Origin of the sequence: Kocuria turfanensis, from assembly GCF_001580365.1 — a bacterium.
Taxonomy (GTDB): domain Bacteria; phylum Actinomycetota; class Actinomycetes; order Actinomycetales; family Micrococcaceae; genus Kocuria; species Kocuria turfanensis.
The window spans coordinates 2,903,004-2,914,588 of record NZ_CP014480.1 but is presented as its reverse complement, the minus strand read 5'-3'; the positions used below and the strand labels follow the sequence as shown (position 1 = coordinate 2,914,588).

The 11,585-nt window shown below is 74.5% G+C and carries 11 protein-coding genes and 1 riboswitch; of the genes, 5 read left to right on the top strand and 6 right to left on the bottom strand.

Features of this window, described 5'->3' with window-relative positions; translation table 11 throughout:
* The first annotated feature begins 21 nt into the window (after window positions 1–21).
* Window positions 22–1,137 carry a fatty acid desaturase family protein gene (locus tag AYX06_RS13400; RefSeq protein WP_062736199.1) on the top strand — a complete coding sequence of 372 codons (1,116 nt, stop codon included), beginning with the start codon at window positions 22–24 and terminating at the stop codon, window positions 1,135–1,137.
* 155 nt (window positions 1,138–1,292) lie between these two features.
* On the top strand, window positions 1,293–2,876 hold the full coding sequence (locus AYX06_RS13395) for an SDR family oxidoreductase (RefSeq protein WP_062736198.1): 1,584 nt from the start codon (window positions 1,293–1,295) through the stop codon (window positions 2,874–2,876).
* 85 nt (window positions 2,877–2,961) lie between these two features.
* Here AYX06_RS13395 and AYX06_RS13390 read toward each other — a convergent pair whose 3' ends face one another.
* The 4 genes from AYX06_RS13390 to AYX06_RS13375 form a co-directional block, all read right to left on the bottom strand.
* Window positions 2,962–3,819, bottom strand: coding sequence for a sulfurtransferase (locus tag AYX06_RS13390; RefSeq protein WP_062736197.1), 858 nt, complete (start codon window positions 3,817–3,819; stop codon window positions 2,962–2,964).
* A 23-nt stretch (window positions 3,820–3,842) separates the two neighbouring features.
* Window positions 3,843–5,033 carry a cystathionine gamma-synthase gene (locus AYX06_RS13385; RefSeq protein ID WP_062736196.1) on the bottom strand — a complete coding sequence of 397 codons (1,191 nt, stop codon included), beginning with the start codon at window positions 5,031–5,033 and terminating at the stop codon, window positions 3,843–3,845.
* A gap of 8 nt (window positions 5,034–5,041) precedes the next feature.
* Entirely contained in the window at window positions 5,042–6,370 is a 1,329-nt protein-coding gene (locus tag AYX06_RS13380) for an O-acetylhomoserine aminocarboxypropyltransferase/cysteine synthase family protein (protein ID WP_062736195.1), read from the bottom strand.
* Between the two features lie 15 nt (window positions 6,371–6,385).
* Window positions 6,386–6,518, bottom strand: a riboswitch (SAM riboswitch).
* 175 nt (window positions 6,519–6,693) lie between these two features.
* The gene (locus AYX06_RS13375) at window positions 6,694–7,146 is read right to left on the bottom strand and encodes an Lrp/AsnC family transcriptional regulator (protein ID WP_062736194.1); all 453 of its coding nucleotides are present in this window, start codon (window positions 7,144–7,146) and stop codon (window positions 6,694–6,696) included.
* A 241-nt stretch (window positions 7,147–7,387) separates the two neighbouring features.
* On the opposite strand from AYX06_RS13375, the gene AYX06_RS13370 reads away from it, so the two are divergent.
* From AYX06_RS13370 to AYX06_RS13360, 3 genes are read left to right on the top strand one after another with little or no spacing between them, the layout of a single operon-like run.
* Complete coding sequence (locus AYX06_RS13370; protein ID WP_062736193.1) at window positions 7,388–8,563, top strand: thiamine pyrophosphate-dependent enzyme; 1,176 nt, start codon at window positions 7,388–7,390, stop codon at window positions 8,561–8,563.
* A complete protein-coding gene (locus tag AYX06_RS13365; RefSeq protein ID WP_062736192.1) occupies window positions 8,560–9,609 on the top strand; it encodes an alpha-ketoacid dehydrogenase subunit beta in 1,050 nt (349 codons plus the stop codon). Before AYX06_RS13370 ends, AYX06_RS13365 begins: the two co-directional genes overlap by 4 nt.
* A 2-nt stretch (window positions 9,610–9,611) precedes the next feature.
* Window positions 9,612–11,135 (top strand): dihydrolipoamide acetyltransferase family protein, encoded by a 1,524-nt coding sequence (locus AYX06_RS13360; protein WP_062736191.1) that lies wholly within the window; start codon window positions 9,612–9,614, stop codon window positions 11,133–11,135.
* Window positions 11,136–11,203: 68 nt separating this feature from the next.
* Here the strand turns inward: AYX06_RS13360 and AYX06_RS13355 are convergent, their stop codons facing one another.
* Together AYX06_RS13355 and AYX06_RS19875 are read right to left on the bottom strand one after the other, a co-directional pair.
* Entirely contained in the window at window positions 11,204–11,419 is a 216-nt protein-coding gene (locus AYX06_RS13355) for a DUF2188 domain-containing protein (protein ID WP_062736190.1), read from the bottom strand.
* A 4-nt stretch (window positions 11,420–11,423) separates the two neighbouring features.
* A complete protein-coding gene (locus AYX06_RS19875; protein WP_157093466.1) occupies window positions 11,424–11,579 on the bottom strand; it encodes a hypothetical protein in 156 nt (51 codons plus the stop codon).
* Window positions 11,580–11,585: the final 6 nt, after the last annotated feature.

Sequence of the window (11,585 nt, the reverse complement as noted above, 5' to 3'; positions counted from 1 at the left end):
CGTTCCCGAAGGAGCGACACCATGACCATCGTCACCCCCCTCCTGCTCGACCAGGGCCGGCCCGCCGGACGGGCCAAGCCCTCCGCCGCCGCCCACCTCTCCGACGCGCAGATCGAGGAGCTGGGCCGGGAGCTCGACGCCCTGCGCGAGTCCGTGATCGCCACCCGCGGCGCCCGCGACGCCGCCTACATCCGCCGGGTGATCGCCACCCAGCGCTCCCTCGAGCTGGCCGGGCGGGCCGCGCTGCTGTTCGCCAAGCACAAACCCGCCTGGCTCGCCGGCACCGGCATGCTCACCCTCGCCAAGATCCTCGAGAACATGGAGATCGGCCACAACGTCCTGCACGGGCAGTGGGACTGGATGCGCGATCCCGACATCCACTCCACCACCTGGGAGTGGGACTTCGTGACCCCGGCCGAGGCGTGGCAGCACACCCACAACGACCTCCACCACACCTGGACCAACGTGGTCGGCAAGGACCGGGACGTCGGGTACACGATCCTGCGCATGGACGAGGACCAGCCCTGGACGCCGCGGAACCTGGGCAACCCGCTCTACAACGCGCTGCTCGCCCCGGTCTTCGAGTGGGGCATCGCGATCTACGACCTCGAGCTGGACGAGGTCCGGGAGGGCCGCAAGCCGGTCGCCGAGCTGAAGCGCGGGCTCAAGGCCCTCGGGGCGAAGTTCGTGAAGCAGGCCGCCAAGGACTACGTGGCCACGCCCGCCGCCGCGGCCGTGACCGGCTCCGCGAAGCAGGCGCTGACCGCGACCCTGACCGCCAACGCCGCGCGCAACATCTGGGCGCACGCCGTGATCTTCTGCGGCCACTTCCCGGCCGGGGCGGACACCTTCACCGAGGAGCAGATCGAGGGCGAGACCCGCGGGGACTGGTACGTGCGGCAGATGATCGGCTCGGCCAACATCTCGGGCTCGCGGCTGATGCACCTGATGACCGGCAACCTGTCCTTCCAGATCGAGCACCACCTGTTCCCGGACCTGCCCTCGAACCGCTACGCCGAGGTCGCCGTGAAGGTGCGCGAGATCTGCGAGCGCTACGAGCTGCCCTACACCACGGGCCCCCTGCCCAAGCAGGTGGCCTCGGCGTGGGCGAAGGTGTTCCGCCTGGCGCTGCCCTGACCCGCTCCCCCCGGCCCGCGTCCCGCGGCGCCGCCGGACACGGCCGCATCCCGCCCGGATGCGGCCGTTCCCGTGTCCACCGGCGGCCCGGCCGCCGCCCAGGGCCCTGTCGGGCGGCGTTGGTACGCTCACGGGACCCGCACGAAAGGCAGGCCATGAGCTCTCCCCAGCGCGTCCTCATCACCGGTGCCACCGGCTACGTCGGCGGGCGCCTGGCGCCCCGCATGCTGGAGGCGGGCCACACCGTGCGCGTCGCCGTGCGGTCCCCCGGCAAGCTGCGCTCCGTGCCGTGGCGGGACCGGGTGGAGGTCGCCGAGACGGACCTCAACGACCTCGAGGGGATGACCGCCGCCTGCCGCGACGTCCACACCCTCTACTACTTGGTGCACTCCATGGGCGGCTCCCGGCAGTTCGAGGAGCAGGAGGCCCGGATGGCCCGGACCGTGGCCGAGGCCGCGGAGCGGGCCGGGGTGCGGCGCGTCGTCTACCTCTCCGGCCTGCACCCCTCCGGGGTGGAGCTGTCCCAGCACATGCGCTCGCGGGTGCGGGTCGGGGAGATCCTCCTGGCCGGGGCGGTGCCCGCGGTGGTGCTCCAGGCCGGCGTGGTGATCGGCTCCGGCTCGGCCTCCTTCGAGATGATCCGGCACCTGGGCGACACCCTCCCGGTCATGCCGGCCCCCTCCTGGGTGACCAACCGGATCGAGCCCATCGCCGTGCGCGACGTCCTGTACTACCTCGTCCACGCGATGGACCTGCCGGAGGACCTCAACCGCACGTTCGACATCGGCTCCCGCGACGTGATGACCTACGCGGACGCCATGCGCCGCTACGCCCGCGTGGCAGGCCTCCGCCGGCGCGTGGTCTTCCACCTCCCCCTGCCGGCGCCGCGGCTGTCCGGGTTCTGGGTGGGCATGGTCACCCCGATCCCGCTGGCGCTGGCCGTGCCGCTCGTGCAGTCCCTGCAGCACGACGCGGTCGCGGACGAGCACGACATCGACGCCTACGTCCCCCCGCCCCCCGAGGGCCTGGCGGGCTACCGCCGGGCCGTGGCGCTGGCCCTGAAGAAGATCGAGGACAACTCCGTGGAGACCACGTGGGACGTCCACTACAGCTCCTCCGAGGCCGCGGCGGACCCCCTCCCCTCGGACCCGGACTGGGCCGGGCGCACGGTCTTCGTCGACGAGCGCAGCCGGACCGGCCCGGCCCGGCCCGAGCAGGTGTGGCGGGTCATCGAGTCCATCGGCGGGCGCAACGGCTGGTACTCGCTGCCGCTGGCCTGGCAGGTCCGCGGGGTCATGGACAAGCTCGTGGGCGGCGCCGGGCTCAACCGCGGCCGCCGCGACGCCACGGACCTGCAGGTCGGCGAGTACGTGGACTGGTGGCGGGTCGAGGAGCTGGAGGAGGGCCACAAGCTGCTGCTGCACGCCGAGATGCGGGCGCCCGGGCGGGCCTGGCTCGAGCTGTCCGTGGAGCCCGAGGGCGAGGGCAGCCGCTACCGGCAGCGGGCCATCTTCTTCCCGAAGGGCCTGCCCGGCCGGCTCTACTGGTGGGGCGTGTGGCCCTTCCACGGCTTCATCTTCCCCTCCATGGCGCGCAACATCCTGGCCGCGGCCGCCGCGCGGGACGGCTCCGGCCCGGACGCCCCGGAGCGGACCGCCGAGCAGAGCACCGCGCGGGCCGCCGCCGACCAGGACATCGAGCGGACCGCCGCCGCGCGGGACGCCGCGGCCCGCGGCTGACCACGGGCCGGCGCCCGGCTCAGCCGGGGCCGACCCCCGACGGCAGGCCGGCTCAGCCGGGGCCGACCCCCGCCGCCGGCCCGGCTCAGCCGGGGCCGGCCACCGGTCGCGGGCCCGGGCGGCCCCACTCGGCCCAGGAGCCGTCGTAGACGGAGACCTCCGTGCGGCCCGCGAGGTGGGCGCCCAGGGCCAGGACGCACGCGGTGAGCCCCGAGCCGCAGCTGGTCACCACGCGCCGCCCCTCGGGGGCCGCCGCCGCGATCCGCGCCCGCAGCTCGGGCAGCGGCAGCAGCCGCCCGTCCGGGCCCTGCAGCTGCGTGTACGGCAGGCTGACCGCCCCGGGCATGTGGCCGGGGCGCAGGCCGGGCCGCGGTTCGGGCTCCGTGCCCGCGAACCGGCCGGCGGAACGGGCGTCGAGGACGACCGCCCCGGGCTCCTCCAGGGCGTCGGCGACGTCGTCGGCGCCCACGAAGAACCCCTCCTGCGGCACGAGCTCGACGTCGCCGGGCTCGGCCGGCGGATCCGCGTGCACGCCCACGGGCCGCCCCTCGGCGGCCCAGGCCGGCAGCCCGCCGTCGAGCACCGCGACCCGGTCGAAGCCCGCCGCCCGCAGCATCCACCACACCCGGGCGGAGGCGAAGAGCCCCTTGCCGTCGTAGGCCACCACGGTGCTGGACCGGGAGATCCCCAGCGCACGGGCCGCCGCGGTCAGCCGCCCCGCCGCGGGCATCGTGTGCGGCAGCTCCGCGGACGGGTCGGAGAACGGCCCGTCCAGGTCCAGGAGCAGGGCGCCCGGGATCGCCTCGTCGGTGCGGTTGAGCGTGGAGCTCGCGTCCACCAGCACGAGCCGGGGGTCGCCGAGGTGGCCGGCCAGCCACCCGGTGCCCACCACGGGCCCGGGCAGCTCGAGGAACGTCTCGGAGTGCGGGGTGCCGGTGCTCATGCGGGTCAGGGTAGCGCCTCCGCCTACGAGGTCGCGCCCGCGAGCGCCCGCTCGAGGTCCTCCAGCTGGTCCTCGACGTCCTCGATCCCCACCGACAGCCGCACGAGGTCGGTGGGCACCGCCAGCGGGGTGCCCCGGACCGAGGCGTGCGTCATCTCCGAGGGATAGCAGATCAGGGACTCGACCCCGCCCAGGCTCACGGACAGGGAGTACAGCCGCGTGCCCTCGGCCACGGCGCGGGCCGCGGCCTCTCCCCCGGCGAGGCGGAAGGAGACCATGCCGCCGGACCCGCGCATCTGCGTCGCGGCGAGCGCGTGGCCGGGGTGCCCGGGCAGCCCGGGGTAGAGCACCCCGGACACCTCCGGGCGCTCCAGCAGCCACTCGGCGATCCGCTGGGCGTTCTCCTGGTGGCGCTCCATGCGCAGGCTCAGGGTCTTGAGCCCGCGGGCGGCCAGGTAGCTGTCCTGGGGCCCGGCCACGGCGCCGGCGGCGAACTGCTGGAAGCCGACCGTCTCGGCGAGCGGGGCGCCGCGCCAGGCGGCGGCTCCGACGACCACGGCCCCGCCGAGGACGTCGGAGTGCCCGCCGATGTACTTGGTGGTGGAGTGCACCACGGCGTGGGCGCCCAGCAGCAGCGGGTTCTGCAGGTACGGGGAGGCGAAGGTGTTGTCCACCACGAGCAGCGCCCCCGCCTCCCGGGCCAGCTCCGCCCAGGCCGCAACGTCGGCGATGCCCAGCAGCGGGTTGGAGGGCGTCTCCAGCCACAGGACCGTGGTGTCCCCGGGGCGGATCGCGGCGCGGACGGCGTCGAGGTCGGTGATCTCCACGGGGGTGTGGCCGATCCCCCACGGGGCGAGCACCCGGGTGATCAGCCGGTTGGTGCCGCCGTAGCCGTCGGCGCCGAGCACCACGTGCTCGCCCGGGCGCAGCACCGCCCGCAGCAGCGCGTCCTCGGCGGCGATCCCGGAGGCGAAGGCGAACGCGCGCTCGCCGTGCTCCAGGGCCGCGAGCTGCTCCTCGAAGCCGTTGCGGGTGGGGTTGGAGCCGCGGCTGTACTCGTGGCCGGCGCGCAGGACGTTGATCCCGTCCTGGGCGAAGGTGGAGGTCTGGTAGACCGGCGGGATGACGGCCCCGGTCAGCGGGTCGGGCTGCTGGCCGGCGTGGACGGCGGTGGTGGTGAACCCGCGCCGGCGGGTGGTGACGGTCTGGCTCATGGTGGGGCTCACTTCCGGAGGGTCGAAACGGTCTCGAGCACGGTGTCGAGGGCCTGGCCGAGGTCGGCCACGAGGTCCTGGGGGGCCTCGAGGCCGATCGAGAGCCGGACGGTGGTCTCGGCGATCCCGCCGGCCCGGCGCTGCTCGGGCGTGAGCCGGCAGTGGGTCATCGCGGCCGGGTGGGCCACGAGGCTGCGGGTGTCGCCGATGTTGGCGACCAGCTTGAACAGCCGCAGCCCGTCGATGAAGGGCCCCACGGCGGCGTCCGGGGCGGCGAGGTCGAAGGAGAACACGGAGCCGGTGCCGCGGGGGAAGTCCCGGGCCGCGATCCCGGCCCCGGGGTCCCCCGGCAGCCCGGGGTGGTGCACGCGCGCGACGGCGGGGTGGCCGGCGAGGAACTCGGCCACGGTCAGCGCCGAGGCCGTGTGCCGGGCCACCCGCAGGTCCAGGGTCTCGGTGCCCTGCAGGATCTGGCTGGCGTTGAACGGGGACAGCGTGGTGCCGAGGTCGTGCACGTACTTGGCCCGGACCAGGTGCAGGTAGGGGCTGGCGCCGGCGCACTTGTCGAGCAGGCTCTGCCCGCCCCAGCGGGCGCGGGCGCGGGTGAACTGCGGCCACCTCGCGGGCTGGGCGGACCAGTCGAAGGTCCCGCCGTCCACGACCGCCCCGGCCAGGGCGTTGCCGTGGCCGCCGAGGAACTTGGTGGCCGAGTGCACCACGATGTCCGCGCCCTTCTCCAGCGGCCGGTACAGCGCCGGGGAGGCGAGGGTGTTGTCGACGACGACGGGCACCCGGGCCGCCCGGGCGACGTCGGCGATCCCGGGCAGGTCCGGCAGCGTGGCCAGCGGGTTGCCGATGGACTCGAGCAGGAAGGCGCGGGTGTCGGGGCGCACGGCCGCGGCCCAGGCGCCGGGGACGGTGGGGTCCACGAAGTCGACCTCGACGCCGTGGTCGGCCAGCGAGTCGGTGAGCAGGTCCACGGTCCCGCCGTAGAGCTTCTCGGAGGCAACCAGGTGCTTGTCCTCCCCCTGGCCGAGCAGGGCCAGCAGCGCCACGGCCACCGCGGACTGCCCGGAGCCGGTGGCCACGGCGCCCACCCCGCCCTCGAGGTCGCTGATCCGCTGCTCCAGCACGGCCACCGTGGGGTTGCCGGTGCGGGTGTAGGTGAAGCCCGCGCGGGTCTGGGCGAACATCTGCCGGGCGGCCTCGTAGTCCGGGAACTCGAAGGCGGCGCTCTGGTAGATCGGCACCGTGAGGGTGCGCTGCCCGGGGTCGTGGTCGGCGCCGGCGTGGATCTGCCGGGTCGAGAGGTCGTGATCGGTCACGGGGAGGGACATGGCGCGGCTCCTGTGCACTTGCTCTTACCCGCACCGGTCACCCGCTGCGCGGCAACGGGGATGCAGGCCGCTTCCTCATCCGAACCACCCGGTGAGCATGGGGTTGGTGCGCGACCCAGTCGGAGCTTGACAGTCGCGTCTCGTGAAGCTGGGACCACACTATGCGCGGGGCGGGCCGGCGCCGTTCCGCGACCGAACATGACGTCCGTGACGGATCGTGACGCCGCTCGTGACGCCGTTCGTGACGCCGCTCGTGACGCCGTTCGTGACGCCCCTGCGACATCCCTCCCCGGGACGTCCGGGGCACCCGGCGCCCGGGCCGGTCACGCCCGGGTGTCGATGTCCTCGAAGATCAGGAACGTCTGGGTGTCCACCACGCCGGGCAGCTGCTGGATGTGCTCGAAGATCACCTGCCGCAGGTGCACCGTGTCCACGGCGCGCACCAGCAGCATGACGTCGAAGTTCCCGCCGACCAGGGCGATGTGGTGCACGGCCGGGATCGCCTGCAGCTGCCCGCACAGCTCCCGCCAGGTGTTCTGCTGGAGCTTCAGCGTCACGTAGGCCGAGGCCTGCAGCCCGGCGCGCACCGGGTCGATCACGGTGCTGAAGCGCAGGATCACCCCCTCGTCGCGCAGCCGGTTGATGCGGGCGTAGGCGTGGGCGCGGGAGACGTGCACGGCCGCGGCGATCGCGGTCACCGACTGCCGGGCGTCCCGGGAGAGCTCGGCGAGGATCTTCCGGTCGGTCTCGTCCAGCGGGACGGGGGTCGAGGGCACGGCGGGACTCCTTCGGGGCGGGACGGAAGGGCGGGAAACGGTGTCGGACGAATGCGTGTGTCCCACGCCACAGTAAAACATTTCGTCCACGGAGACGGCACCGATGCCCGCAGGATTCTGGACTTTCCCGCGGACCTGGATACGAACCATCCGTTCTTCTCATACTGGGCGGACAGAACTTCAGCGGCCTTCCTGCCTCCCCGCGTCCGCGCCCGGACCGGGGACCGACCGAGGGGACACCATGAGCCAGACCGTCGAGACCCCCGAGGACCCGATCCTCCGGGCCTCCCAGACCTTCGGCATCACACCGGAGCAGTACATGCTCCCGGCCCGCGGCGAGATCCGGATGGTGGACCCCACCGGCCGCCTGCTGCCGGCCGAGGAGCAGGGCACCGAGCCCGGCCACGAGTACCCGCTGCCCGCGGGGGACGTGCTGCTGGGCGCCTACGAGAAGCTGGTGGTCGGCCGCCGGGTCAACGACCAGAACTCCGCGCTGGTGCGCCAGGGCCGGATGGCCGTCTACCCCTCCAGCCACGGGCAGGAGGCCTGCCAGGTGGCCGCGGCCCTGTGCCTGAAGGAGGGCGACTGGCTGTTCCCCACCTACCGGGACACCGTGGCCGTGATGACCAAGGGCGTGCGGCCCCTGGACGTGATGTCGATCTTCCGCGGCGAGTGGCACGGCGGCTACGACCCCCACGAGCACCACGTCGGCATCCAGTCGACCCCGCTGACCACCCAGCTGCTGCACGCGGTGGGCGTGGCCCACGCCGCGAAGCTGCGCGGTGAGGACACCGTGGTCCTGGCCATGTGCGGCGACGGCGCCACGAGCGAGGGCGACTTCCACGAGGCCCTGAACTTCGCCGCCGTGTTCAAGCTGCCGGTCGTGTTCTTCGTGCAGAACAACGGCTACGCGATCTCCGTGCCCCTGTCCCAGCAGTCGGCCGCCCCCAGCCTCGCCCACAAGGCGGTCGGCTACGGCATGGCCGGGGAGCGGGTGGACGGCAACGACCTGGTTGCCCTGCTCGCCACGCTGGGCCGCGCCGTGGACCTGGCGCGCTCGGAGTCCGAGCCCCTGCTCGTGGAGGCCCACACCTACCGCATGCAGGCGCACACCAACGCCGACGACGCGACCCGCTACCGCGACGACGCCGAGGTGCAGGAGTGGATCGCCAAGGACCCCGTGACCCGCATGCGCGCCTACCTGGCCGGGGAGGGGCTGCTCGACGACGCTGCCGAGCAGCGCATCGCCGCCGCCGCCGAGGACGTCGCCGCGGCCCTGCGCGACGGCATGAACGCCGACGTGCAGGTCGACCCGCGCGAGCTCTTCCGCCACGTCTACACCGAGCAGACCCCGCAGCTCGCCGAGCAGGAGCAGATCCTCGCCGCCGAGCTCGCCCGAGAGGAGACCGCACCGTGAGCACCCTCCAGGCCCCCGCACCGTCCGGGCAGACCCCGGCCGCCAGGCCGGCCACCTTCGCGCAGGCGCTCAACACCGCCCTGGCCGACGCCCTGACCGCCGACGACGCCGTCGTCGTCTTCGGGGAGGACGTCGGCACCCTCGGCGGGGTCTTCCGGATCACCGACGGGCTGACGCAGCGCTTCGGGCGCACCCGCTGCTTCGACACCCCGCTGGCGGAGTCCGGGATCGCCGGGATGGCCGTGGGCATGGCGATGAACCGGATGCGCCCGGTGATCGAGATGCAGTTCGACGCCTTCGCCTACCCGGCGTTCGAGCAGATCGCCTCGCACATCGCGAAGATGCACAACCGCACCCGCGGCGCCGTGACCCTGCCGATCGTCATCCGCATCCCCTACGCCGGCGGGATCGGCGGCGTGGAGCACCACTGCGACTCCTCCGAGGCCTACTACGCCCACACCCCGGGCCTGAAGGTCTTCACCCCGGCCACCGTCGAGGACGCCTACCTGATGCTCCGCGAGGCGATCGACTCCGACGATCCCGTGGTGTTCTTCGAGCCCAAGAAGCTCTACTGGTCCAAGGCGCCGGTGGACCTGGCCGAGCTGCGGGACCGCTACGAGAACCGGGCCCCGGAGCGCCGGGAGGGCCGCGCCGTCGTCGCCCGCACCGGTCAGGACGCCACGATCCTCACCTACGGGCCGTCCGTGCCCACCGCCCTGGCGGCCGCCGCGGCCGCCGAGGCCGAGGGCCGTTCCCTCGAGGTCGTGGACCTGCGCAGCATCGTCCCGTTCGACGACGAGACCGTCGCCGCCTCGGTGCGCCGCACCGGGCGCGTGGTCGTGGTCGCCGAGGCGCCCGGCTTCGCCTCCGTGGCCGCCGAGATCGTCGCCCGGGTGCAGGAGCGCTGCTTCCACTCGCTGGCCGCGCCGGTGCGGCGCGTGACCGGCTTCGACATCCCGTACCCCTCGCCCAAGCTCGAGGAGTACTACCTGCCCAGCGTCGACCGCATCCTCGACGCCGTGGACGACCTGCAGTGGGAGGACTGACCATGACCGTGAAGACGTTCACCCTGCCGGATCTCGGCGAGGGACTCACGGAGGCCGAGCTCCTGGGCTGGCTGGTCCAGGTGGGCGACACCGTGGCCGTGGACCAGCCCATCGCCGAGGTGGAGACCGCCAAGTCCGCGGTGGAGGTGCCCTGCCCCTTCGCGGGGACCGTGCAGGAGCTGCACGGCGCCTCCGGGCAGACCCTCGACGTGGGCGCGCCGCTGATCTCCGTGAACACCGGGGACACCGCCGGGACCCCCGCCCCGCAGGGGGGCGGGCCCCGCGGCGGGCAGTCCTACCGCGAGGAGGAGCGCGCCGGGGCGGACCCCCGCTCGGCGGCCGAGGCGGGCACCGTGGCCGCCGGGACCTCCGACGACGCCGAGGGCTCCGGCAGCGTGCTGATCGGCTACGGCACCCCGGCGGCGGGTTCGGCCGGGCGCCGGCGCCGGCCCAAGCGTGCCGCCGCCCCCGCCGGGGCCTCCGGCCCGGTCGCCGACGGGCTCGGCGACCGGCTCACCCAGCAGCTCGCCGGGCAGGCCGCCGCGTCCGGGGCCGCCCACGACGCGATGGCCTCGGCCCCGCGGCTGGCCCCCACCGTCGTCTCCCCGATCGTGCGCAAGCTCGCCAAGGACCGCGGGATCGACATCTCCACCGTGCGCGGCTCCGGGCCCGGCGGGCTGATCCTGCGCCGCGACGTCGTGGCCGCCACCGCCCCGGAGCCGGAGCCGGCCCCGGCCCCGCCGGCGGCCGCCGCGCCGCAGCCCCTCGCAGCGGAGCCGGCCGACGGGGCGCCGTCCGCGACGGACCCGCGCACCGGGCTGGGCGTGGCCGGGCGCGTCCCGGTCTCGGGGGTGCGGAAGGTCATCGCGCAGGCGATGAGCCGGTCGCGCACCGAGATCCCCGAGGCCACCGTCTGGGTGGACGTGGACGCCACGAAGCTGGTGGAGCTGCGCGCGGCGCTCAAGGCGCAGGACCCGGCCACCGCGCCGGGGCTGATGGCCCTGATCGCCCGCTTCGTGCTCGCGGGCCTGGCCCGGCATCCCGAGCTCGCCACCCGCATCGAGACCCGCGAGGACGGCAGCCAGGAGATCGTGCGCTTCGAGGGCGTGAACCTGGGCTTCGCGGCGCAGACCGACCGCGGGCTCGTGGTGCCCAACATCCGCAACGCCCACGCCCTGAGCGCTCGTGGCCTCGACGCCGAGCTGCGGCGGCTCACCGAGCTCGCCCGCTCCGGCAAGGCCTCCCCGGCGGAGCTGTCCGGGTCCACGTTCACCCTCAACAACTACGGGGTGTTCGGCACGGACGGGGCCGCGGCGATCATCAACCACCCGGAGGTGGCGATCCTCGGGGTCGGCCGGATCATCGACCGGCCGTGGGTGGTCGACGGGCAGCTGGCCGTCCGCAAGGTCACCCAGCTCTCCCTGGCCTTCGACCACCGCGTGTGCGACGGCGGGACGGCCGGCGGCTTCCTGCGCATGGTGGCCGACGCGGTCGAGAACCCGATGTCGGTGCTCGCGGACCTGTAGCACCGCCGGCCCGGGCCGTCCGGCCCGGGCCGGCTCGGTGGTGGCCGGCTCGGCGGTGGCCGGGAGGCTCAGCGCTGCGGGGCGGACTCGCGCCCGGGAGCGTCGCCGGGGTGCAGCAGGACCCTGCCCCCGGTGTCCCGGGTGATGTTCCAGGCCCACTGCAGGGCGCCGGCCCGGGTGCTCGCCCGGAGGCCGCCCCGGCGGGAACCGGGCGCTCGCACCTCCCAGCCGCCCTGGAGGCTGCGGGTCACGATGCGGTCGACGGGCGCGGACACGGCGGCCACGCCCTCAGTCGCTCTCGGGACCGGAGCAGTACAGGCAGTCCGGTTCGGCCGCGCCGCAGGCGCAGTCCAGCACGAAGGCGCCCCAGGACAGGGCGGTGGTCCCGCGGAGACGGGGACGGGACGGGGCGGCGACGACGTTGGGCAGGAGTTCGACGGTCATGGGTGC

Coding starts and splice junctions, on each gene's coding strand:
- AYX06_RS13390 (WP_062736197.1), bottom strand. CDS start 3,819: ATGAGCACCGGCACCCCGCACTCCGAGACGTTCCTCGAGCTGCCCGGG.
- AYX06_RS19875 (WP_157093466.1), bottom strand. CDS start 11,579: ATGACCGTCGAACTCCTGCCCAACGTCGTCGCCGCCCCGTCCCGTCCC.
- AYX06_RS13400 (WP_062736199.1), top strand. CDS start 22: ATGACCATCGTCACCCCCCTCCTGCTCGACCAGGGCCGGCCCGCCGGA.
- AYX06_RS13395 (WP_062736198.1), top strand. CDS start 1,293: ATGAGCTCTCCCCAGCGCGTCCTCATCACCGGTGCCACCGGCTACGTC.
- AYX06_RS13385 (WP_062736196.1), bottom strand. CDS start 5,033: ATGAGCCAGACCGTCACCACCCGCCGGCGCGGGTTCACCACCACCGCC.
- AYX06_RS13380 (WP_062736195.1), bottom strand. CDS start 6,370: ATGTCCCTCCCCGTGACCGATCACGACCTCTCGACCCGGCAGATCCAC.
- AYX06_RS13370 (WP_062736193.1), top strand. CDS start 7,388: ATGAGCCAGACCGTCGAGACCCCCGAGGACCCGATCCTCCGGGCCTCC.
- AYX06_RS13360 (WP_062736191.1), top strand. CDS start 9,612: ATGACCGTGAAGACGTTCACCCTGCCGGATCTCGGCGAGGGACTCACG.